The organism is Enterococcus diestrammenae (genome assembly GCF_049384045.1).
In the GTDB taxonomy this organism is placed as follows: Bacteria; Bacillota; Bacilli; order Lactobacillales; family Enterococcaceae; genus Enterococcus_C; species Enterococcus_C diestrammenae.
Map to the genome: position 1 here is coordinate 1 of NZ_JBMRGR010000021.1, position 24,554 is coordinate 24,554.

Genomic DNA, 24,554 nt, shown 5'->3' on the forward strand with positions numbered 1-24,554 from the left:
CTGGAATCTGATGAACTGGAATCTGATGAACTGGAATCTGATGAACTGGAATCTGATGAACTGGAATCTGATGAACTAGAATCTGATGAACTAGAATCTGATGAACTAGAATCTGATGAACTAGAATCTGATGAACTGGAATCTGATGAACTGGAATCTGATGAACTGGAATCTGATGAATTGGAATCCGTAGAGCTGGAGCCTGTGGAGCTGGATTCAGACGAACTAGAATCAGTAGAGCTAGTTTCGGTAGTATTATCTAGCACGATGGTTTGGGTTTCTGAATAGGGGGTCAAATGGTTATCGTCTTCCACGCTATCAAGTACTTTAACAGTGAAGAGGTAAGCTTTGTCGACCGTAGAGGTTAACATAATTGTAAATGTGAAGGTTGCATGCTGACCTTCGACCTGTAAATTGTTATCATAATTAATTTGTAAACCAGGATCCACATTGTCGAATTCCACCATTGCTTGATTAATGGCAGCAAGATCTCCCGAAAAGTTAACGGTTGCTTTAACTGTAACGGTTTGACCAGGTTTCATTTTTTTTACCCCAGAATTAAAGTTGGCATCGTCCCCAACAAAGGTAATTACGTTTACGTTCCCCCAACTGGATCTTGGTAATGCGTTTAGTTCAGTTTGCTGTGTTGCGCCTGATTGCGGTCTTTCATCCGTAGTACTTAGGCCAATAATAGGTGCGGTGAGCAACAATGAAGTGAAAAATAAATAACTGATGTTCATGACTAATTTACCCTCCTTTATTGATTGGTTCATAAAAAGGATAACACAATTTATTATATATTCAACAGATGTGCATAAAAAAAGTGCGATATTTGGATAATCCTTTAGTTAATAACATAACACTGATTGACTGTAGAGGAAGGAAATGCTTTTATTCTGAAATTGCGAAAGCATTGACAGTATCAAGAATTGTATGGCATATATTTTTCCGATTGATTTGGCAGTAGCAAACCGCTATTATTCACATACTATCGTGAAAAAAGGCTTTGTAGGTTTCAAATTTGGATTTAGCTACAGCGCGGGTTCGTTAGTTTGGGCGTAGAAGTGTGATTGGCCAGAATGGAGTAGAAAAAAATGATGTACTTTGTGGTAGTGTTTGTCAGTTTGTTTGGAATTTTAGCTTTTGTCACATTTCAAATTACGGATCGCTGGAAAAAGCGTCGGCTGCAACTGGCGAAATTAGCGGACTATAAAGAGTGCAATAAGTTAAGTGAGCGTGATTTAAATGTATTTAAAAACGCGATGGCTGAGGCGAAGGTGCAGATTATTCAAGGAGAAGACTGTTACCGGAAACTAGCAAAATCCAGTCAGCAAGGAAAAGTGAAAGCGGGACTGGAAGCGGCAAAAGGTATTTTCCAATATTTAATGAAAGAACCACAACAACTCACTCAGTATGGTGACTTTCTCTATCGTGATTTACCAGGGTTTATCAACGCGCTTTCCCACTATCAAGACTTTATGCGCGTTCCTTTAGCAGCAGGTGAGTGGCATCAGCAAAAGCACAATCTAGAGGGATTAATTGCAGAATTCAGTCAAATTATCGTGGACGATTTTTTACCGATTGGTGAAGAACAGGTGCAAGATGCCCAGACTGACTTGACTGTTGTTGAGAAGGGAAGCGACTGATGAAAAAAGAAGAGACGTTTTCGGATTTGTATGATGAACTTTTTGAAAAGATTCCGTTCAGGATGTTTGAAAATAAACGCAATAAGCACTTGACACTGATTGCTTTGATTGCGATTAGTTGCGCTTTGGCGGCTCCTTTTGTCACTGCGGGAATTACCATGGTTTCAAGTGCGGTTATTTTTTCGGTAGCGCAAAAAAAATTGGATCGACTAGAAGCGGAGCAACCCTTTGTTTCTCATGATATTTTTAAAGAGAATCTCCTGTTGCGCACACAACCGAACTATCAAAAAAGCCAACCTTATAAAATGAGTAGTACAGCGACTGAGGTGGACTTTGGAAATGGCTATACTTTGCAAGTCAGTGATGCAACGATTGCCGAAAATAATTTGAATCAAAATAAAATTACTCCGGCTGAAGGCTACAATTCGGTCGAAAATGTCATTTCTTACCAGATTGCTACGCGTCAAGTACCTAGCCGTTTCAATTCGACTACTCAAAAATATGAATATGATGAAGCGGCTGGTTTTGATACTACTGCTTATATTATGTTACGGATGACGGGAAATTTGATTGAAAGCGTCGATATGCAAGAGATGAAAGAATCAGGTTCCTTCTTAAAATTAATTCCCCAAAAGGCAATTGGTGAAACACAGACCGGACTCGTTATTAACTATTATCCGATGCATAATAGTTTTGATGAGAACAATCAAGAAATTCCTGAAAGCTTCGTCAACATAGTCAAGTACTGGCTATTTCCTGACGGTGTCGGTGCTTATGTCGATATCCAACAGTCTTTTTTGAATCATTTTAAATGGGATGACAACGTGACTAGTCGGCAAAATCTGGTGGATTTTGATCAGTTCACTCGGCAGACGGTTTCGCAATTAGAAGCAGACTTTCAACTGGTTCCAAGTAAGTAGTGATGGCTGTTTTGTACCATGGTTCTCGCCGTTATCGCAAGTGGCTTTTCTTTGCATAGGTGAGAGGGGAACTTTATTATCGACTTGCTTAAGGAGGAGTAAATTGAAAAAGATGTTGTCTATTGTTTTGGTACTTGTTTTGGCAAGCGGAGTAATCGAGCTGATTATCGGGAATTATTTCTATGATTATGCAATTAAGAATGATGCCAAAGATTTTATTCCCCAAGGGGTCTCCTTGGATACCGAAAATCCTAATTATGAGGCGCTAAATTGGTATAAAAATGAAGTGAAAAAGACATTGTGGACGCAAGAGTCTACTGATGGTTTGTTGTTAAAGAGTGACTATCTGGAAAATCATTCGGAAAAAACGGTCATTATCGCCCATGGCTATATGGGAAGTCGGCAAGATATGGGACTGTATGCGCGGATGTTTTATGATTTAGGCTATAATGTTCTTCTGCCAGACGCCCGGGGTCATGGGGAGAGCGAAGGGGACTATGTTGGCTTTGGCTGGGCGGAAAGAAAAGACTATCAGCTTTGGATTAATCAGGTCATTCAAAAAAAAGGTAGCGATTCGAAAATCATTTTATTTGGTGTCAGTATGGGAGCAGCCACGGTTATGATGACCGCGGGAGAAAAGTTACCCAGTCAAGTCAAAGGCGTCATTGAGGATTGTGGTTATACGACTGCAAAAGAAGAGTTGGCTTATCAACAGCGACAGATGTTTCCTAAAATTCCGGCCATTGTTTCGATTCCAATCACCAGTCTTGTGACTAAATTTAGAGCGGGTTACTTTTTAGGAGAGGCAGATGCTTTACAAGCAGTACAAAAATCGCGGTTGCCGATTTTATTTATTCACGGCACTCAGGATCATTTTGTACCAACCTCCATGGGCAAGCGGCTCTATGCGGCGGCTAAGGGCAATAATTCACATAACCATCTGTTCTTGGTATCAGGGGCCGAGCATGGAGAGGCCTTAAAAAAGGACAAAAGTGGCTATTACCAAGAAGTCGAAACCTTTTTATTTTCAATTAAGTTATAGAGTCAATTATAAAGACCAACAAGTTTTTTAAAAAACCTGTTGGTCTTTTTCGTATGGTAAAAAAAGGCCTGAGTTTTATTTTTCCAAATTTTTTTGTTACTAAAATAGCTGCTGTTTCTTTGTGATTGAATTGTATCCCATACAATTTATTCGTTGAATGACCGCGTTTCTACTATTAACATAAGCTACTAGGGAAGTGCCGCTTTCGTTAGGGAAAAATTTCAAAATTGTAATTTATTTTCTGCGAAATGTATTTCTTAGCTGTTCGTTTAGACTGCAATAAAAGTAGTTGCGAACGAAATAGGGGTAATAAATCAATTGCGTATCGGGAAGTTTCCCAATAAAAGATGCGCAAATTGACTTTGTCGATTAAAAAAAGGAGGTAGATATGAATGAAGAACAAAAGGTTGGAAAAAATGATTTACAAATTGATGGCTTTGCTAGTCATCTTACAGACTTTTGCACCAGTAATTGCTTTGGCAGAGACTGTGGATCAAAAAGCGTCAGGGGTCACGATTACAAAAGCTACGGTCGCAAAGCATGAGGAGGAGGTAAGCCTAGAACTGCAAGGACAAGTTGCAGAGAACACTCAAACGGTTGAAAAGCAGGTGACTTTGAGTGGGGGCGTGGCCTTTTTACCAGTGGCTACTCAAGCACTTGGGGTTGGGAGTGCCACTTTTAGTGCACAGGCCACAGCCTTAAAACTAGTATTACCGGCGGGGACAAAAGGAACCTTTGCCCTGTCAGTAAAATTAGATCCTACTACTGTAAGTAATGCTTTTGTGGTTCAGTTGGATCAACAGAAATTGCCCGTGAATCTTCCAGTGAGTACAGTCGAGTCCACGGTAGCGAGTTCTACCGAAGAGTCGTCTGCCACGGAGGCAACCACGATAACGACAGAAACAACCGAAAGCACAGAGTCCAGTACAGAAGCTAGCTCAGAAACAGAAGCCAGTACGTCGGAAGCTACGACAGAAACGACAGCTAGTTCTAGTGAAACGGCTCCTGAAAAAGAGTCAGATATTGAAAAGGCTGAATCGGGCAATGACATTCGGGATTATTTCCCGAATGGTGAAGGAACGATTATCGACAGTGCAGACGCTACTTATTACGACCGAGATGGCAATCAATTAGAGCCACCGGTTCCGGCAGATGCCGAAGTTAGAATTCACTATGAGTGGTCAATCCCGGAAGAAGTGCGGGAACAGATTAAACCTGGTGATCAGTTTACTTTTAATTTGCCTGAAGGGGTGAAACCAAAAGCAGGTCAAACCGGGGAATTAAAAGGGCCAGATGGCACTGTTTATGCCACCTATACAATGGATGAAAATGGTCAAGTGGTGATCACGTTCAATGAAAATGTGACCGATGAAATCGATATTAGTGGGAGCTTTGATTTTAGTACAGAGTTTGATACGACTCATATCGACGGTCCTGGGGAACACGAAATTACGTTTCCAACAGAAGACAACTTGCCCCCGATTGGCGTCGAAGTCAAACCGGCTACCGATACGGCTATCGCCAAAAGCGGCCATTTTGATCGGACCCCGAATCCTACCGAAGTCACTTGGGAAGTGGATTTCAACCAAGGGATGAACGAGTTGACGGATCCAACGATCACCGAAAACTGGCCACAAGGACTGACTTATGAATCCGTAAAGGTCTACGAATTGGTGATGAATTTAGATGGAACTGTGGAAAAGGTTGGTCGCGAATTGTCTTCGGATGAGTATACGGTAGATGCTAATGGTAATGTGACGATTAAAGGGGAAACCAATGCAGCTTATCGGATCGAGTATGTAACGAGCATTGATGAAGATGCTATCCCGGAAGAAGGCGGCGATGTCACCTTTAACAATCAGGCAACCTTAACCGATAAGGATAATACCGAGGGCTTGGATGCTGAAGCTTCGGTCAGCAACACCTTTGGCAAAATGTTAGAGAAAAATCAAGTCGGCTATGATCCAGACAATCAAGAATTCACCTGGGAAATCAAATACAACTACGGTGAAAAAGAAATTGATCAAGATGATGCTGTGATTACCGATAGCATGAGTAGTAATATGGCGCTATCAGAAGATCCAGTGATCTATCCGATTACCTTTGGACCGAACGGTGAAGAGATTCAAGGGAATACGCCATTAAAAGAAGGCGAAGATTACAAGCTTGTCAAAAATCCAAATGGTGACGGCTTTGTTATCGAATTTTTGCATGATATCGATAGTGCTTATAAAGTAGTTTACAAAACCAAAGTCGATGGGACCGTTACGGATCCAACCGACGTTACCAATAAAGTCGAAGTCGACACTGGGGAAACCGATGAAGATAATGGTACTGCAGAACAACAAAATGTCATCAAAAATCTGGATTCCAACAGTATTGACTATCAAAACAAGACCGTCGACTGGGTAATTCAAGTTAATAAAAATCACTATGAAATGCATGATCTAGTCTTAACGGATCACTTTTCACCAGTCCCTGGATTGCAACTAGTGCAAAACCCGGAACGTGATGGGTACAAGATGACCGTGACTAGTTCTTCTGGTGTGGAATTAGTCCAAGGCGTTGACTACACGGTAGTACCGACGCTGGATGCGCAAAGTCAACAAACCGGTTTTGAATTGAAATTTATCGGGAAGTACAATCCGACAAATGAAGCTTTTACCGTGAAGTACACGACGTATTTTGATGCCAAACTGCTGGATCCTAATCAGCCAAATGGCGGTCACTTTACGAATAACGTGGAAGCAGATTGGACTTCGGAAAATGGCGATCACCATCATTCTGAAGATGAAGATGATTTTGAACCCAATCCCGACTATGCTTTGAATGCGCAAAAGAGTGGTAGCTACAATGCGCAAACTAAGACAATCAAATGGCAGATTGCGGTCAATCTCAGCGGTCAGCTCTTGGAACAAGCTTTCTTAACCGATCCAATCAAAGACAACCAGCGATATGTTGCTGGTACTTTAAAAGTTTACGAAGCTCATACCGACCCTAGTGGGGTTGTGGTGAAAGATGATGAAGAGCCGGATAACGATCGCATGGTTTCCGTAACCGAGCCGGCTGTGAACAATAAACAAACTATCGATATTCGATTCCCAGATTTAAGCCAGCATACCTACTTAATTGAGTTTGAAACTTCATTAGTAGGTCAGGTAATTGAAGCATCCGGGGAATATGACAACCATGCAACCTATTCCAACGATGGCGAGGATCGTGACGTGGTCGGGGAAGTATCCGTTAATAACGGGGGCAACCACATGCAAAAATCCGGGGAACAGGATGAAAGCGATCCGAATTACGTGAATTGGCATATTATGATCAATGCGGCTCAATCCGTTTTGAACAATGTCGTCGTCACTGATAAACCATCCAACAATCAAATTGTAGATCAAGATTCAATCAAGCTTTATGGCACAACGGTTGCGGTCGATGGCACCGTAACACCGGACAAATCGGTTGTATTGACAGAGGGCGTGGATTATACGCTGGAGTTGACAACTGACAATATCACTGGTGATCAAGTGCTGACTGTCAGTTTCTTACATGAGATTGATCAAGCTTATTATATGGAATACCGGGCGCTGATCAATTCTTCATCTACGGGGCAAAACGATACGGTTACCAATGAAGCCAGCATTACCGGGGAAGGAACAAAGACTGTTACAGACGAAAGCGGCGAGGACATCGAGGTTGAAATCGATCATAGTGGCGGTTCCGCTTCAGGGACTAAAGGGTTGATCACGTTACAAAAAACAGCTGGTGATCAGTCAACGATTTTAACGGGAGCTCATTTTCAACTATGGAATCTGGAAAAGACGCAGATTCTCAGAGAAGGAGATGTCGATGCCAATGGTCAAATTACCTTTGGGAATTTGAAAATGGGTGATTACCTACTGGTGGAAACAGTGGCTCCAGACGGATATACGATTCCCGATGATTTAGTGCAAGGACGTAAGATTTCTGTTACGAAGGAGACTACGGTGGAGGGCGCTTCGCCAACGAACATCGTCAATACTCCAAATCGGGTCGTCTTGACTAAGAGCGGTGAACACAAAGAGAAATTAGCAAATGCCGAATTTCGTTTGGAACAACAATTAGGCGATTTATGGGTACCAGTTTCTACTGGGCAATTAATCACCGATGCTCAAGGTCAATTGGTAATTGAAAGCTTGCCACTGGGGCACTATCGCTTGATTGAAACCAAAGCACCAGCCGGTTATTTGATTAATACGCAACCAATCGAATTTACCGTAAGCAAAAATGACCAAAATCAAATTCCGGAAATCAATTTGGAAATGATTGATTATCGTGGAAAAGCATCACTAATCAAAGAAGACCAAGAAGGGAATCCTTTGGCTGGGGCGGTCTTTAAAGTAGTTGATAGCCAAGGCAAAACGGTTCAAGCGGATTTAGTAGCTGACGATAAAGGACAAGTCAACGTCAGCGACCTCGCACCAGGAGATTACTTCTTCGTGGAAACCAAAGCACCAGATGGTTTTGTTTTAAATACGACCACCTATCCGTTTACCATTGCCGAAGCGGCTACAGACCAACCAGTAGTTATCGAAGCCGGCACCGCGATTAATTACCAAGGTGCAGCAAGCTTATTAAAAGAAGATGAAGCAGGCAATTCATTGGCCGGAGCCATCTTTAAAGTCATCGATGAAAATGGTCAAACGGTTCAAAGCAACTTAGTTTCCGATGAGTCAGGAAAAGTCACCGTGTCCGGTTTGGCTCCAGGCAAGTATCAATTCGTAGAAACCAAAGCACCGGATGGCTATATTCTCAACACGGAAAAAATTGATTTCACCATTGAAGCCCAGAGCGAAGGCGAGCCAGTTACGGTTACTGCCGGTTCGTTGACCAACTATCAAGGAGCCGTCAAAATCAGAAAAGTTGATACGCAACACGAATCCTTGGCTGGTGCAGAATTTACGTTGTATGACAAAGATCAAAATGTTTTGGCAACGGCGGTTTCTGAAGCAGACGGTTGGATGGAATTTGAGGACTTAGCTCCTGGCACGTACTTTTTAGTCGAAACGAAAGCACCAAGTCTGCCAGATGGTACGGACTATGTAATCAATCCTTACCCAATCAGAGTAGTGATTCCTGATAAGACAGCAGGCAAACCGGCTGTCATCGATTTAGGCGAGTTCCAAAACTTTAAAGGGAAAGCAGAAATTCAAAAAGTCGGCGAAAAAGGTTCGATTGCCGGTGCAAAATTCAATCTCTATCGACTAGTCGATGGACAAGAAAAATTGTTGCAAGAAGTTACGGTTCCTGAGTCCGGCATTTTGCCATTAGAAAATCTTGGAGCCGGTCAGTATAAATTAGTAGAAACAACGGCAGCACCAGGCTATATCATCAATAGTCAACCAATTTATTTTGTCGTTGATCCAGATTTCTCTGGTGAAATCGACCATCTTGATTTTGAAAATTATCAAGCGGAGATCATAGCTCAAAAAGTAGATGGCGATGGCTTAGTCGAAAACGGGTTAGCCGGTGCTGAATTCCAAATCTACGAGCAAGATCAAAACGGTAATCAAGGGCAAGGGCCAATCGCCTTTACAGATCGAAAGGGAAATGAGCAGGACACCTTGACTTCGGATCAAACTGGGAAACTGTATGCGGCCGGTTTAAGTATTGGCAAGTATCTCCTAGTGGAAACCAAGGCACCAACGGGATATGTTTTAAACAGTCAGCCCCGGCCTTTTGAAATCACCGAACAACTTGGCAAGCCTGAAACAATCGATTTAGGCGAGATTGTCAACTACCGTGGAAAATTAGACATTACGAAGTCCAATGATCAAGAAAAATTGTTAGAGGGCGGAACCTTTGTCTTAGGCAAAGATCCAGAAGGAAAACAGCCTGTGACTGTGATCGATGAAGCAGGGAAAGAGACGACGGAATTACACGCTGTCAACGGGCATATCAAAGCCCAAGGTATCCAACCAGGCACCTATTACTTGGTAGAAACCGAAGCACCCGAGGGTTTCATTGTCAATACCGAGGCAATCAAGATAGTCATCCCTGATGAAGTAGACGGTCAAAGTGACTTGCTCGTAACGGGCAATCTGGTGAACTACCAAGGGGCGGCTGAATTGATTAAAGTGGATCAAGACCAAAATCCTTTGGCGAAAGCCGAGTTTAAAGTTGTCGATCAAGCCGGAAAAACGGTTCGAACGGGACTAGTTTCCAATCAAAAAGGTCAAATAAAAGTAGACCAGCTTGCTCCAGGAACCTATGCTTTTGTGGAAGTGAAAGCACCAAATGGGTATCAATTAAGCGAGGAAGTACGTAACTTTACGATTCCTGAAAAAGCTGCGGGCAAACCAGTCTTAGTAGAAATGCAAGCCTTCGTCAATAAGTTGAAGCCCGATGAAAAACAACCAGTGAAGACGAAACCACTGTTTCCAAAAACTGGTGAAAAGCACAATTCACTGCTGTTTTTAAGCGGATTGATTATCTTGGCCGGTGCAGTCTGGCTGATTTGGAAGCGGAGAAGTCAACAAAATCACTCCGATACAAAATAATTTTAGCAATTAGAAACAACTGTCAGGTCGCGAGGCTTTTGTTGCAAATCATTTAGTGCAACGAAAGGCCACCTGATTAGTAAAAAAACAATGAAAAGAGAGTTAAAACTATGCGCCGGAAGGTTTATACAAAAGAACTAATTCTAAACGCGGCTTATGAAATCTTAGTTACTAGAGGTGCTGGGCACATCACCGCTCGGAATGTGGCAATCCAGATGGGGATTTCTACTCAGCCAATTTATTTAGAGTTTGAAAATATGCAAGGGTTAAAAGATAGTTTGCTCCAGTCCATCGCCACAAACTTACAAGAAACGATTTTTACTGTTTCCAAAACTGGAGATCGGTTGGTAGATTTTGGTCTGAATTATATTCAATTTGCTATGGAGCAACCACGGCTCTACACGGCATTTTATATCAATGAATGCATGAATGGCCCATTGATGTATGACCTGTCAATCAACTTCTTTAAAGAACTGACACGTAGCGACTTGCGTTTTCGTTATTTTAGCGATTGTGCCATGGAAGAACTTCACGATCAGCTATTAATCCAGATATCTGGCGTGGGGGCATTGGCCTCTGGAAAATGCTTGTCCTTTAGTGAAGACAAGGTTCATGGGTTGCTCAAAGAGACGATCAACAGGTATTTGGAAAAAAATACTGAAGTAACACTTGCTCAAGACTGTTAAAATGCCTTACGAGGACTTTGCTGACAGGTCGAGCCGCTTTGTTCCGAAAGCTGTAGCCAAATATTGGTTGCAGCTTTTTTGGCAATCAACATTTTGATAAAATTATAATCCATACAATTATCCCTTTGAATGAATGAGATTCTTCTTGTATGATAACTCACTGGAGGGATTATATGAAATTTATTAAATACGAAGAAGTTATTAACCAGTTGTCTTTTTCCGAGGCGATTCAGGTGATGAAGAGCTGTTTTTATGATTATGAGCAAGGACAAATCAGCCAAAGTGAGCGTAGGGTAGAATGTTTGCCAGATGGTAGTACTCAAAATATCTTTGCTATGATGCCGGCTTACTTGGGCTCAAAACGGTTTTTTGGTGCCAAAATGATCACGGCTTTTCCCGGTAATCGTACCCAAGGACTGCCATCTCATCAAGGAGTAATTTTGTTATTTGAAAGTACCAATGGTTATCCAGTGGCGGCGATTGATGCCAATGCGGTAACTTGGATTCGAACAGCCGCCGTTTCGGCATTAGCGACGGATTATTTGGCAAAAGCCGATGCGATGAATTTGACTTTAATTGGTGCTGGCCAACAAGCTAGCTCTCATTTAGCTGCGATTAAAAGTGTTCGTCCGTTAAGACGAGTTTTCGTTTATGATTTGGATCAAGACCGTAGTCAAGCATTCGTGGCACAAATGAGGCAAACTTATCCAGAGTTGAAATTTTTCCATTGCTCGACAGTGGAAGCCGCAGTGTGTGACAGTGAGATTATCTGTACGCTGACCTCTAGCAAAGAACCTTTTTTAAAAGGCGAATGGATTGCCCCAGGGACTCACGTCAATGCTATTGGGACCTTCACGCCAACCACTAGAGAACTGACCAGCCATTTGATGGAAGGTAGTCGAATCTATGTAGACGACTACGGTGCGGCTTTACGAGAAAGCGGCGATCTCTTGCTTCCAATTCAAGAAGGAGTAATCACCACCGATGCAATCAAAGGAACCTTGGGCGAATTGGTGACGGAAAAGACGGTAGGTCGGAGTTCCGATTTAGAGATTACGGTCTTTAATGCGGTCGGACTAGCGATTGAAGATTTGTGTTGTGCCGAGTATTTGTTCCAAAAAACGGGAGGAAGGTAAAATGAAGCTTACGTACTATATTGTGGATGCTTTTACAGACCAAGTGTTTAAGGGCAACCCTGCGGCCGTGTATGTCTTGGACAAATGGCTACCGGAAGAGCAGATGCAAAAGATTGCGATTGAGAACAATCTGTCCGAAACCGCCTTTACTGTCAAAAATCAAGAAAGCTATCAGTTGCGCTGGTTCACACCAGATCGAGAAATCGACCTTTGTGGTCATGCGACTTTGGCTACGGCCTTTGTCTTGTTTCAATACGAGGGTTTTACAAAAGAGCGCATCCACTTTGAAAGCCAGAGTGGGGATTTGTATGTAACGAAGCAAGGGGACTTTTATTATCTGGATTTTCCAAGCTTGCTACCAGAAACAACGCCGCAATTAGCTGTTTATGAAGAAGTACTAGGAGCGAAGATTTTAGAAGCACGTTTAGGCCGGGATCTGTTCTTTTTATTAGAAGATGAACAGACGGTGGCGACTTTGACACCGAATTTTTCGGCTTTAAGCGAGCTAGCACTAGGTGTAGGGGTAATCGTAACAGCCGCCGGCCAAGACTGCGACTTTGTCTCTCGGACGTTCTTCCCGAAACTTTTGATCAATGAAGATCCAGTTTGTGGTTCGGCCCATGCCAATTTGATTCCTTATTGGGCGCATAAATTGGGGAAAAATCATTTAAAAGCCCATCAGCTTTCTCCTCGGGGAGGAATTTTGGACTGCGAATGGTGTGAGGAACGGGTCATTATTGGGGGGCAAGGGGCGCTCTTTGCCAAAGGAGAAGCCTACTTGCCAGAATGAAAACGCATCTTAGACAAATTAAAGAGGCTCTCCTTAATGCGAGAGCCTCATATTGCTTAGATGAGAAATGAACTGGTTCCTTTTAAAAAAGCTAGAACAAGGGAGCCATCACGAGTACTTTAAGCAGCCAATCGATTGGTATTTACCAAGAAATCTTTTCTTAGTTTATGGGAATATAAATATCGGTCAGACTTTTATTTTGGAAGCTCTTTGGCGGTTCGGTAACATATAATTCAAAGGGAATGGCATCACGAGCTTTCTGCTTATCTTTAAAGAGCCATTCCTGATACATATACTCCCAGGCGGCGCCATACTCCTTGGCAGCCATTTCAAAATGTCCGACCCCAAATTTACCTGAAATACTGCCTAAACAAATCGCGCCACTTTCGTTTACCACGCAATCAGTCGGGATGGTCATTGCGATTGTCGTGCGCAAGTTTTTCTCATTGGTAATAAAAGGATTGTCATTGTACATTGTTAATACTTTCGTTTCTTCTGGAATAAGTAAATGATTCTCTGTCGCAAAGGCAAAGAGCTCTTTAAACATTTTCCGACTGCTTTTTCTAAATTCCCCATAACTTCCCCGAAATCGAATATAGATTATCCTTTTATCGATCGTTTCTATCGTAATACTATTTGGTTTCACCATTTTTTTCCCTCGCTCTCTTTTTTTTGAATGTCTCTTATTATTGCAGACTTTGGCTATTATCGCTTGCCATTTCTTGCTGTTTTCGATAGAGAGAAGGACTGATACCAAAGTGCTTTTTAAATGCTCGGCTAAATGAACTACCACTGTTATAGCCGTAGTTGAACGCAAGCTCTGTTAAAGAGATAGCCGGGTTCACACATAAGAAGATTGCCCCCCGTTCCAATTTCACTCTTGTTACAAATTCTTTGAATGTCTCCGTAGCGTACGCTTTAAAAATTCTATGAAAATGAAACTCTGAAAGGTGGACATTTTTGGCAATATCGCAGAGCGCTATTGGGTCAGCTAGATGCTGTTCAATATAATCCTCTGTTTTATGAATCAATCGCAGATATAACTGTTCAGTTGTTTCTGTCTGATTATTCACTTTTCAAACACACTTTTCTAAGAGCTGTTTCACCTTTTATTTGCCTTTTATGTTTTGAATTGTTCGCTTGAAAAGGAGTCGACGGGGTAGTAATTTTAGTTACTCTATTAGCAAAGCTTAGTCAATTTGTAGCTGATGAATTTTGCGATAGAGTCGGATCCAAGTGGAAGAATCATCCAGATTATCAAAATGAAAGAAGCGCTTGTTTTTATAGTGCTCTTCAAAATAATTAGAAATAATCAAGTTGGCTTTATGGATATTGTCAGTAAATAGGATGTTTTCTCGGCCGAACATCTGGGTCAGCCGGGCTTTAATATATGTTTCGCCAAACATATTTTTAGAGAATTGAATATAGAGCAGCAAGGGTTGAGGCTCGATGGTGGATAGGAAATAGTAGGTCAGACCATAGGCTAATTCTAAATGAAATTTTGAAAATTCTTTTGGGCAATAAGGGGGATGAGCGATCAAAAAGTCATGGAAGAACTCTTTGGCATTTTGAAATTCCACCGTCTTTTTTTTCTCTAAATCAGAAGGCTCCATCGTGAACTGTCCTAAATAAGAAGAATCAAACTGAATGTGACAGGTATTTAAGAAAAAAAGTGTCCAATAGTAAAGCATCTGGTAGCTGAGTTCGGTGAGGTATTCCGGAGATTCATGGTGAAAGAAACGTTCAAACATCATGGAGATAAGTTCTTTGCAATAGGTGATCAATTGGCTCTCTTGCTGCCAAAGTTTACGGCCAATTTCATTTTGAAGGTGAGGGACATCTGTACAAGGACAGAAGACACGGGCCGAAAAATTAAAGAAAAGTTTTTCAGCAGTTAGCCTTTTTTGGTCGATAGCTGCACCATAAGTGTGTAAAAGCAAGCGTTCTAATGGAGTCGATAGATCCAGAACTTCTTGAAAGGCAGAAATAATCTCTACAAAATCTTCGCTAAGGTTTAGTTGGTTTGGTTCATTGGGGAATACTTGAGTGGCGATTGCTAATGAGTAGAGAAACTTTTGCTGCTTATTTTGAGACATTTTAAAGAAGGTCTCTAATTCGCTTGTGGTAAAAAAAGCATGGATCTGTTCAAGGCTTAGTTCCGCAAAAGGCCATTCCACTCCCCGATAGATATTCCAAAAAAAATACATTTTAAACAAGCGGACGTTATGATTATTGCCAATGATGTAGAGACAATCATCGATTTTTGAGGCCTCAATTCGTAATTGAAAAGAAGCGATATCTTGATTGGTTTTAGCCAAGAACCTATAGACATAGGGCTGGCTAATGGCAAGTTTTTCCGCCAATTCAGTGATGCTTTTGGGAGGGCCTAAAAAGATTTGCTTTAATAAATTGAAATGGATTGATTTTTGATAGTAGTTCAAGGTTAAGCGGCAAGCGAGATACTGAGGGTTGAAGGGAGAAGGATTACTCAAAAAATAGGTGCCGTTCTGATTTGCAATTTGAATCAATTGAAATTCGGCTAAATCATGGATGTCGTTATTTAGATGACGCACATTTCGAGTTAATGTAGACTGGGAAATTCCGAGCTGTTCAATAAGTGAATTTTTGGTCAGGGGTTTTTCAGCATTAACTAGCTGCTTAAACAAATTGATTTTAGTCGTTTCATAGTTATTTAAAATCATCAGATAGGCTCCAATTCAGCAAATTTCGTTCAAAAAATTATTAGCTTTAGTATAGTGTCTAAACGGCGGTTTGTAAACGATTGATACAAGGCTGTTTTATCAGGATGTAAGCTGATTTTCGATTATATTTGTATAAGTCTAAACTGTTTTTATTTGTTGTAAAACTTGCTAATATGGCGTCTGTGAGTGCTGGTACCAGATGACTAAAGCACACAATCAAAATGCTTTGGGAAAGGAAAGTAGCGATGAAAAGAAAAGGCATCAAATTGGTGATCCTAGGCGGTCTGTTTTTGGGGATGCTTGTAATTCCACAAGTAGCCACAGCAGCAACAGTCCAAAGTGAAGTTAGTATCCAGTTCTTTAAGGCTGACATGTCCGGTCAACAACCCGGTACGACTTTGCCAAAAACAGGAGATTTAGGAACAGGTGGTTTGTTGACGAGTCTAGGCATCATTTTTCTAGTATTTGGCGGCGTCATAATTTATAAACAAAGGGAGCGAAAAGTATGAAAGCAAAAATGGTAATGGCATCAGCAATCGTATTGACAGGAATGGTAGGAGTTATTGCCCCAACTGCAGTGGCAGCAGAAGAAAGTACCGGAACGATTGAATTAATCGCACCGGAGAACCCAGGTGAAGGTGGCAACTTAGTCTTAAATCAAGTCACCGAATTTGATTTTGGTCAACAAGAAATCTCTGGCCAAAAAGTAGAATATACTTTGGTAGACCCGACGGCAGCTTTACCGACACAAATCAGTGACCTTCGAGGAACAGGGGAAGGCTGGAATGTTTCGGTTGCTATCACGAAGTTTCTTGATGGGGATAAAGAATTAAAAGGTGCAGTCTTAACCTTGCCTGCTGGTAACTTGACTTCATCCGAAAGTCAATCTGCCGCACCAAGCGCTAATGAATTGACGGTTAATGATTCGGCTCAAACAGCAATCACGGCAGCCGTAGATAGCGGTTTGGGTGTTTGGGACAAAGACTACAGCGGAGCAAAATTGACTGTTCCTCAAGGAAACTTGGCCGGTAATTATTCTGCAACTTTGACTTGGACACTAACGGATGGTCCTGCTTAAAACTAAAGCACCACTTGTTTTCTTGAAGTGGGATTCTTCAAGAAGTGCTAAGTTTGGGAGGTAGTACGTTGAAGCAAAGAAAAACCAGTATTTGGCTTGTTGGGAGCACGCTGTGTTTGCTAGGGTTATTCCTCAGCGAGCCAGTCTACGGTGCTTCCAAAGCCTATGTGGGACTAGAAGCAGGCCAAGAGGTGACAGAGCCGGTGAATCCTGTTGATCCAGATCAGCCAGAGGTACCTGTTGACCCTGCTGACCCCGAAAATCAAGGAACCGGTGAGACAGGTCCTCTATCATTGGATTTTGTTTCAAATATCGCATTTGGACGGCAAGCGATTGGAGCACAGACTACGAGTTATGCGGCTCAAAACCAATTTCCTTATGTTCAAGTTACCGATACTACCGGGACTGCCTCAGGTTGGCAGTTAACTGCCGCGATTACAGAATTTCGTGAAACTTCAGGAGAGTCAATCTTAGTTGGTGCGGAATTGTCTTTAAATGAAGCCCAAGTCAAGTCCAGTGCGACAAATGTCTCACTAGCGCCAGAAGCAAAAAACCAGATTGTCTTTACCAATCAAGAAAGTCAAGTGATTGCTCAAGCAAAACCTGGCAGTGGTGGCGGAACTTGGGTCGTCACTTGGCCTGGCGAGGCCACAGACAATCAGCAAGTCCGGCTAAAGGTACTTGGGAATACCGCCAAGCCAGTAGCCTATGCAGCAACCATCTACTGGAACCTAGTTTCGGGACCGGAAAGCCGTTAGCAGAAAAGACTAGGGTCTGCAAACGACCCTAGTCTTTTCCATATTTTGATCATAAGAGAGAAGCGAACATGAAGAAAAAAATTGGATTCATACTAGCGGCACTGTTTGTGGGGCTCTATTTTTCACAAGCTCAAACCCAGGCCGCAACAGAAAAAATTACCTACAGCGTAAAAACCAAATTGCCCGCAAGTCAAAGTGATGCGGCTAAGTCGTATTTTGATTTGAAACTAGCACCTGGGCAAAAAGAAACTTTGACCTTGTATCTGACTAATCACAGCGAGCAAGAGATCAAGCTACACATCGAACCAAATACCGCAGTCACCAATAAAAATGGGGTGTTCGATTATAGCTTTTCCAAAACCAAAGATCAGTTGGATAAAAGTTTGCGCTTTAGCTTTCGTGATTTGGTGACCGGGCCAAAAGATGTGACTTTAAAAGGTAAAGAAACAAAAGAAGTATCTTATGAATTGACACTGCCTAAAGAATCCTTTGACGGGATCTTGTTGGGCGGCTTTTATATAAGTCAAAAAGACGAGGAAAAAGCAGAGCCCAAGCAGATGATTGTAAATAAAAAGGCCTACGCAATTGCAGTTTCAATCAGAGAAACAGACAAAAAAATCACTTCGGAATTGAAACTGAACGAGGTGAAACCGGCTTTAGAAAATTATCGCACAATCGTAACAGCCAACTTGCAAAATCCTCAACCGGAATTGATTAAGCAGATGAAAGTGGTTGCTAAGATCATGAAGGCTGGCGATACGCAAGTCCTACACCAAACAGAGCGCGACCAGTTGGGCATGGTGCCCAATTCAAACTTTGACTTTCCCATTAGTTGGGATAATCAGCCGCTAGAGCAAGGAGAGTATACCCTTGACTTGACTGTTACTAGTGCTAATGGTGACTGGCATTTTAGCAAAAATTTTACGATTGCAGGAAAAGAAGCGAAACAGTTAAATCAAACAGCCGTCGATTTGCCAAAAGAGGACAATCGTTTGCTGCTGCTTTGTGGAATTCTAAGTGGGATTATTTTATTGCTAGTAGTGGGCTTTATCTGGCGGGAAAAACAACGGCGAAAATAATTTGTTACTATAGGTAGAGTTTCATGGGGTAAGGAGGTTAATTATGAAAAAAAGCGCGCTAGTAACAGTCGCCTTATGTGCCTTAGGTCTGGCAAGTTGGCTCCAACCAATTGATGGGTTAGCCACTGGAGCCAATCAAGACGCACCGCCTAAGCATATTAAATTAGATGGTATTTTTGCGACTCCCGGTGGTTCCAATAGTCAGATTATCCCGAGTGATCAAGGAGATATCGTGGAGATCACCAATGGTACCAAAGATCAAAAAGGAGCGGTTTGGTCAACGGCAAATAATATGATGGACTTGACCCAAGACTTTGAATCCCAGATGTACATTTATTTTGGTGGAGATGGGGAAGCCGCCGCCGATGGGATGGCCTTTGTTATGCACAACGATCCGGAGATGCTAAATGGTATGATCCAGGGGAATTGGGAAGGGGGCCGGTTAGGTGTTTGGGAGCCTACCGAAGCAGATGAACACGGTTATGCGATTAAAAACTCACTGGCCGTGGAATTTGATACCCATCACAATGACAAGTTTGATGATATTGCGGAAAAACAAGACCATATTGCTTGGAACTATCCGAGTAGTGAAGAAAGTTATGAAGATTATATCGAATGGCTCCCAATCGCGCACAAGGTTCGAAAGATGGCACACAATGATTTGCAATATCCTGGAGAACTTTCCACGGATCAATGGTTTTCTTTTAAAATCAGTTGGAATACAGCGGCCAGTCAGTTGACCTATCAGTTTGGCAGTCTGGCGCCAGTCACTATTACGGTGGATCCTCAGAGCACGTTTGGTTCTAATAGTGTCTATTGGGGCTTTACTGGGTCTACAGGCGACCAAGTGGAGATGAACCGGGTTGTCTTTGAACACGTGCCGGGACTGGTCGATGCTGCGGCTCAAACACAAATTACCGATAAAGATGGAAACTCCGTGATTGATGGGCAAGTTTGGCCAGGAGATACGTTGAACTACCAAATTCAAGGTACCTATCAGTCTGGTAAACAAGATTGGCTCGATGTGCAGTATGCTACGACCCTTCATGAAGGGGTCACTTATGTACCAGGTACTTTGGAAATCTTGCGCAGTGATGGTAGTATCGAAAAACTCCCTGATAGTAGCTGGCAAGGAAAAGAATTAAACCTTTCACTGGGGAACCTTAGCAGTACGACCCCGATTATCGAAGTCCACTTTCAAGTTACCGCCAATGAGGTTAGCGAGCCTTTAACCGTGACAGAAAAGTCGGCCTTTAACGGGCAGAATTACATGACCGCTACGCCACCGGTTCAGTATCAGATTGCGGTGGCCGAGTTGACGATTCAATTGGATCAAGAAGGACAAGAAGAAGTGCGTTTACTAGGAGAGGATTACTCGCTGACTGGTAGTTGGCAATCCACGAAGGCGGGGACGTTTACGATTACGCCGGTGGTGAACGGAACTGAGTTGGCCCCGTTCACCCAAGACAATCCGACTCCAGGCACGCCTAATCCCTTTACAGGCCAGATTACAGCCGACCAGTTGCAACTAGGGGATAATCAGATCACTTACAAGATTATTTCCGCAGATGGGCGTAATCAGTCATCGAGCGGCGAGGTACTGGTCAAAGTGATGGAAAAGCCAGAGCTGACCTTGGAACATGCGGATGAGGAAATTCCATGGGAGTTTGGCCAGGCATATCCTTTTAATGGTACGTGGTTAGACAAGGATAGTGATACCGTTGATTTGTACTATACCCTAGATGACGGGGCCAAAACGCCAATTGATGAAGAGATTGACAATCCTGATAAGGGAAAAGCTGTTGCGTATGATGAGAGTCTTTCAACGGAACAATTGACTTTGGGGGAACATACGCTAACGGTGTACGCAAAAGATGCGGAGGGCTTTGAGTCCGAAAAGGAGACGGTAACCCTTCAAGTCAGTGGGAGTTTGCACTTTGTAACGGTTGATGAAGAAGTGGCCTTTGAGCAGGCGACGATTGGGGACAAACATGTCAAACGCTCTGGACCATGGCAGATTCAAGTACAAGATACTCGAGGAACCGGTGAAAACTGGGACTTAGGTGTCAAACTGGCGGCGGACTTTGTCGACAAGGACCATGGTAATCGTTCCTTAGCAGGACAATTGATCTACCAAGATCAAGCCGGCCAGGAACAAATCATATCCACAGAAGATGTGCTAACCGTTTATTCAAAAGAAACAACCAATAGCGAAATCATCGATGTAACTTGGGCAGAAGAGCAAGGGATTTTATTCAATATCTTTGATTCGGCCTATCAAGGAGTTTACCAAGGAACCTTAGAATGGGTTCTCACCGATGGACCAGCATGAAAAATAGGTTCTATCCAGGAATATAAACAGTAAAAAAGCAGCTACATTTGCCTGCTCTTTCAAAAATTCGTTTTTGAAAGAGCAAGCAAATAGCTGCTTTTTATGCTTGATAAGCGGTTAAGTTTTTTTTGATAATCGCGAGGCCACGATCCAAAATTTCTAAGTTATTAGAGGAAAGGGCGACGCGGATAAAGGGATCATCTTGTTCCATTGTTGTAAAACGGTTCGAATGGAAGATTCGGATGCCTTTAGCAAGAAAGTCCCCCTCAATTTGACTTTGACTGATTGAAGGAGAAATAGGAATATTTCGATAGTAAGGTAAGGGATTACTAGGGCGAGGTAAGTGAAAATAATCATCAAACAGTGCGTTCGCTTCAGTCGTTAGCCGGTATTTTTCCGCTAAAATCTCTTGGCTGGTTTGGGAGGAAAGAATATGAGAAATGACGGCAGCATCGAATCCCGAGGTTTTGACATTTATGTTAAACAGCGCCTTTTTAATTGAGTTCCGCACGCTATCTGGAAAAACTAGGTAAGCGATGCGCAGGCCAGAGCAAAGGAATTTCGTCATTCCGGCTAAATAAAGCGTGCGCTGAGGTAGTAAGGCTTGAAAGGGCGATAAGGCTTCCTCCTGGCTGTAATTAGTGAGAAAGGCATGAATATCATCTTCTATTACCCATAATTTTTCTTTTTCAATAATTTCAGCTAATTCTTGTCGTCGTGAAAGACTTATCTGGAAGCCCATCGGATTGTTGCAAGAGGGCATTAGGAAAATACCATTTATGCGCTTCTTTTTACATTCCATGGTTAGTAAGTCCGGACGCATACCCGCTTGATCAAAATCAATCGGTACGACTTCCATATGGAGCATCGTAGCTAGCTCGATAAAGTTTGAATAAGTGTAGCGATCAATGGCAATGCGATCACCTGGAGAAAAGAGTGCGGTTAAAATCAGTGCCAGTCCATTTTGAACGCCAGAAACCGTGGCAATATTATCGATCTGAGTAGTGACCCCTTGGCTTTCGAGCCACTGTTGTGCGACTTGTAGCTGATGGGGACTGCCTAAAGGATCCATGTAATTTAATTGGCTAGTGATATTGGTATTATTGCTCGTATTAATTAGGTGAGGCACGACAAAGCGATTGCATTCTTCAAAAGAGCTGACTAAGCCAAAGTCGATGATGTGGTCTTGAACTCTATCATTGGAGATGGTGATAGAGCTTAACGCATTTTGAGAAACAAAAGTTCCGCTACCAATATTGGTGTACAGTAATCCAATCTCTACACCGTATTTATAAGCTTGCCCTACCGTCGTAAAGTTAATGTCTAGATAATCGGCTAGTTCCCTTTGTGAAGGAAGTCGTGTATTTTTTTGTAAGATTCCTGAAAGAATATCTTCTTCCATTAGTCTGGTCAAGCTTTTGTATAACGGACGAGACAATTTAGTTTTATTTGGTCGCCAAGTTAATGGGTAATTATCAAACGAATTGATTGGCAAAAAAACCACCTCCTTTATTGCATCCCATACAATTATATCGTTGAATGTATATACGTCAAGACTTATGCTAGGCGTATTCTTTGAAGCTAGTATAATCGGTATTCACTTGTTTTTAAGAATAGTTGCTGGCTAAAAGTCTTGGCAGATTGGCTGTAAATTTGATGATGTTGTAGAAAGAAGAGGTATCCACTATGAACAAAAAAATCATGACCAGAGAAGAAGTTCGACAACAATTTTTGAGCGATGACTATTTTTCCAAGGATTCTTGGTGGCTTAAAATACGCCAAAGTCTTATTGCCATTTTGGCTTGGTTTTTGGTGATTTTGCCTTTTATTTGGTTAACATTGCCATTTTTGCAAAAAAAGGTAGCGGAGGTAATTTATTTTAGAACCTATACAGAAGAACTGACGATGTTTCATTTCTTACTAATCTTTTTAGGATGCTCATTTCTTGTGATTGTTGTGGCATCGATTATCTTGACTTGGCAAAACAATCGGCGCTTTCGACAGCTTTTACAAAAAGAAAAAGTGTATAACGAAGAGCGTTTGGAAAAACGTCGCGAGATTGTAATGGGCTTTTATCAAGAACGTTTTGGTGAGCAAGCTTTTCGTACGAAAGTTCGTTTTTATTCGGTGAAAGAGGAGCAAAATTTGGCGACTGACACAATCAAAGAGCTTTATCAGAAAGAAGGGGCTGCCCTATGAATACACTTGTCCACACTGGAATCGGTTTTCTGGATGTTCTTTTAACTATAGTATTTCTCATTTTGTTCACATATCCAATACTTGGTGGCTTTGCTTGGTTTGTCGGTGTTTTGTGCTACAACTTTCTCTTTAAGTATCGGCAGATGGAATGGATTGAAATCCCAACTGAAATCGAACCTTTTATTACCATTATGGTGCCAGCCCATAATGAAGAGATTGTGATTGAAGATACTCTGAATTACTTGCTGACCCATCTTAATTATACCAATTATGAAGTTTTAGTGACGGATGATGGTTCTACCGATAAAACCCTAAAGATTTTGGAACGCTTAATGAAGTACCATCAAAAGTTACGAGTGATTCGGATTGAGAAAAATAAGGGGAAGGCCCATGCTTTTGGTGTGGGAGTTGGCTTTGCAAAAGGGGAATTGATTTTAAGTAATGATGCAGATACGATTCCTGAACCAGATGCTTTGAAAAAATATGTTAATTATTTTATTCGTCAAGATGCGACGAATATCGCTGCAGTAACTGCAAATATGGACGTTTTGAATCGGTCGACACTAATTGGTAAATCACAAACGGTTGAGTTTTCGAGTATTGTGGGAATCATTAAACGAACACAGATTGGGGTTTTAGGGGGAATCTATGCATACAGTGGGGCCAATACCATGTATCGGAAGGCGGCTTTATTGGATGTTGGTTTGTTTCGACAAGATCGGGCGACTGAAGATATCAGCATCGCTTGGGATCATCAATTCCAAGGGTGGCTTTCTTTATTCGCTCCACAAATTATGTTCTTCATGGAAGTTCCAGAAACATTGGAGATGCTATACAAGCAACGCAGACGCTGGGCCAAAGGAGGAACCGAGGTTTGGCTGACCAATTTTAAAAAAGTGCTCTTGCATCCTTTTAAGAATATCGGGCGGACTTTAATGTTTCTAGATCAAAGTCTAAGTATCATCTGGGCCTTTTTCTTTTGGGTTTCCTCGGCTATTTTTCTCATTTCCTTGATTTTCTTTGCTATCGATGGAAATTGGGAGCGAATCTATCATATGCTCACCATGGCATTTTTATTTGTTGGTTTTGAAATGATTGCGGGATTGCTACAGTTGCTTGCCAGTCTGATCGTGGATGATCGGGGGCGAAAGTTTAAGTACTTGCTATTTGCGCCACTTTATATGATTTTCTTTTGGATGATGAATGCATTGACCATTCTTACGACGTTTATTCCGGCCATCAAAACGATTTTGGGCTTTGGTTCAGGTGTGTGGGTGAGTCCTAAGCGAAGCGGAACGTTGAAAAAAGAATAGGAATAAAGAATGTAATTAGAACTCAGCTAAATACCTACTAGTTATAAGGAAATATCTAGTAGGTATCTTTATTAGAAATTCACGGTATTAAATGTCTAATTTAAATAGATCAGAACTGCTACTGTTTTCTGAGTTAGTTACCCTTATTGTGAAATTTGATTTTCATTTCAAGTTTATATAAAAAGTGAATATTCAAGCACACGATAAAATATTAGTTTTAACGGATTGATCGGCGTATAGACAATTTTTGTCTGTATGCCTTTTTTATTTTGAAAAATTTAGCTTTTTTCGAAAAATGCTCACTCCCCGATTGTAGTAATAATGGAAAGGGATA

19 protein-coding genes are annotated in these 24,554 nt (G+C 41.8%); 15 read left to right on the forward strand and 4 right to left on the reverse strand.

The window, feature by feature from the left end:
• The 8 genes from ACO03U_RS11965 to ACO03U_RS12000 form a co-directional block, all read left to right on the forward strand.
• A partial coding sequence (locus ACO03U_RS11965) for a hypothetical protein (protein ID WP_423104846.1) occupies nt 1–288 on the forward strand: 288 nt, incomplete at its 5' end.
• Between the two features lie 806 nt (nt 289–1,094).
• Nucleotides 1,095–1,646 (forward strand): 5-bromo-4-chloroindolyl phosphate hydrolysis family protein, encoded by a 552-nt coding sequence (locus ACO03U_RS11970; protein ID WP_204687311.1) that lies wholly within the window; start codon nt 1,095–1,097, stop codon nt 1,644–1,646.
• Nucleotides 1,646–2,566: a hypothetical protein gene (locus ACO03U_RS11975; protein ID WP_204687310.1), complete on the forward strand. Its 921-nt coding sequence runs from the start codon at nt 1,646–1,648 to the stop codon at nt 2,564–2,566. The genes ACO03U_RS11970 and ACO03U_RS11975 overlap by 1 nt, the downstream gene beginning before the upstream one ends.
• Before the next feature lie 112 nt (nt 2,567–2,678).
• Nucleotides 2,679–3,608 carry an alpha/beta hydrolase gene (locus ACO03U_RS11980; protein WP_204687339.1) on the forward strand — a complete coding sequence of 310 codons (930 nt, stop codon included), beginning with the start codon at nt 2,679–2,681 and terminating at the stop codon, nt 3,606–3,608.
• A 392-nt stretch (nt 3,609–4,000) separates the two neighbouring features.
• Nucleotides 4,001–10,147, forward strand: a complete 6,147-nt coding sequence (locus ACO03U_RS11985; RefSeq protein ID WP_204687309.1) for a SpaA isopeptide-forming pilin-related protein — start codon at nt 4,001–4,003, stop codon at nt 10,145–10,147.
• A gap of 110 nt (nt 10,148–10,257) precedes the next feature.
• A complete protein-coding gene (locus tag ACO03U_RS11990) occupies nt 10,258–10,833 on the forward strand; it encodes a TetR/AcrR family transcriptional regulator (RefSeq protein ID WP_204687308.1) in 576 nt (191 codons plus the stop codon).
• A 173-nt stretch (nt 10,834–11,006) separates the two neighbouring features.
• Nucleotides 11,007–11,969: an ornithine cyclodeaminase family protein gene (locus ACO03U_RS11995; protein WP_204687307.1), complete on the forward strand. Its 963-nt coding sequence runs from the start codon at nt 11,007–11,009 to the stop codon at nt 11,967–11,969.
• A gap of 1 nt (nt 11,970) precedes the next feature.
• Nucleotides 11,971–12,759, forward strand: coding sequence for a PhzF family phenazine biosynthesis protein (locus ACO03U_RS12000; RefSeq protein ID WP_204687306.1), 789 nt, complete (start codon nt 11,971–11,973; stop codon nt 12,757–12,759).
• Between the two features lie 160 nt (nt 12,760–12,919).
• On the opposite strand, the gene ACO03U_RS12005 is transcribed toward ACO03U_RS12000, so the two are convergent.
• From ACO03U_RS12005 to ACO03U_RS12015, 3 genes are all read right to left on the reverse strand, one after another.
• Nucleotides 12,920–13,408, reverse strand: a complete 489-nt coding sequence (locus tag ACO03U_RS12005) for an AraC family transcriptional regulator (RefSeq protein ID WP_204687305.1) — start codon at nt 13,406–13,408, stop codon at nt 12,920–12,922.
• A gap of 37 nt (nt 13,409–13,445) precedes the next feature.
• Complete coding sequence (locus ACO03U_RS12010; protein ID WP_204687304.1) at nt 13,446–13,832, reverse strand: helix-turn-helix transcriptional regulator; 387 nt, start codon at nt 13,830–13,832, stop codon at nt 13,446–13,448.
• A 117-nt stretch (nt 13,833–13,949) separates the two neighbouring features.
• Nucleotides 13,950–15,461, reverse strand: a complete 1,512-nt coding sequence (locus tag ACO03U_RS12015; protein WP_204687303.1) for a helix-turn-helix domain-containing protein — start codon at nt 15,459–15,461, stop codon at nt 13,950–13,952.
• A gap of 245 nt (nt 15,462–15,706) precedes the next feature.
• Between ACO03U_RS12015 and ACO03U_RS12020 the strand changes: the two genes are divergently transcribed.
• The 5 genes from ACO03U_RS12020 to ACO03U_RS12040 all read left to right on the forward strand — a co-directional run bounded on the left by ACO03U_RS12020 (nt 15,707) and on the right by ACO03U_RS12040 (nt 20,708).
• Nucleotides 15,707–15,970 (forward strand): hypothetical protein, encoded by a 264-nt coding sequence (locus tag ACO03U_RS12020; protein ID WP_204687302.1) that lies wholly within the window; start codon nt 15,707–15,709, stop codon nt 15,968–15,970.
• A complete protein-coding gene (locus ACO03U_RS12025) occupies nt 15,967–16,539 on the forward strand; it encodes a WxL domain-containing protein (protein WP_204687301.1) in 573 nt (190 codons plus the stop codon). The genes ACO03U_RS12020 and ACO03U_RS12025 overlap by 4 nt, the downstream gene beginning before the upstream one ends.
• 68 nt (nt 16,540–16,607) lie before the next feature.
• Nucleotides 16,608–17,297 (forward strand): WxL domain-containing protein, encoded by a 690-nt coding sequence (locus ACO03U_RS12030; protein ID WP_204687300.1) that lies wholly within the window; start codon nt 16,608–16,610, stop codon nt 17,295–17,297.
• A gap of 68 nt (nt 17,298–17,365) precedes the next feature.
• Nucleotides 17,366–18,376, forward strand: a complete 1,011-nt coding sequence (locus ACO03U_RS12035; RefSeq protein ID WP_204687299.1) for a WxLIP family cell surface protein — start codon at nt 17,366–17,368, stop codon at nt 18,374–18,376.
• Nucleotides 18,377–18,419: 43 nt separating this feature from the next.
• Nucleotides 18,420–20,708 (forward strand): L-type lectin-domain containing protein, encoded by a 2,289-nt coding sequence (locus tag ACO03U_RS12040; RefSeq protein WP_204687298.1) that lies wholly within the window; start codon nt 18,420–18,422, stop codon nt 20,706–20,708.
• Nucleotides 20,709–20,808: 100 nt separating this feature from the next.
• Here ACO03U_RS12040 and ACO03U_RS12045 read toward each other — a convergent pair whose 3' ends face one another.
• On the reverse strand, nt 20,809–22,203 hold the full coding sequence (locus tag ACO03U_RS12045; protein ID WP_204687297.1) for an aminotransferase-like domain-containing protein: 1,395 nt from the start codon (nt 22,201–22,203) through the stop codon (nt 20,809–20,811).
• A 191-nt stretch (nt 22,204–22,394) separates the two neighbouring features.
• Between ACO03U_RS12045 and ACO03U_RS12050 the strand changes: the two genes are divergently transcribed.
• Both ACO03U_RS12050 and ACO03U_RS12055 read left to right on the forward strand, forming a co-directional pair.
• Entirely contained in the window at nt 22,395–22,907 is a 513-nt protein-coding gene (locus ACO03U_RS12050) for a cell division protein (protein WP_204687296.1), read from the forward strand.
• Entirely contained in the window at nt 22,904–24,220 is a 1,317-nt protein-coding gene (locus ACO03U_RS12055) for a glycosyltransferase family 2 protein (protein ID WP_204687295.1), read from the forward strand. The genes ACO03U_RS12050 and ACO03U_RS12055 overlap by 4 nt, the downstream gene beginning before the upstream one ends.
• Nucleotides 24,221–24,554: the final 334 nt, after the last annotated feature.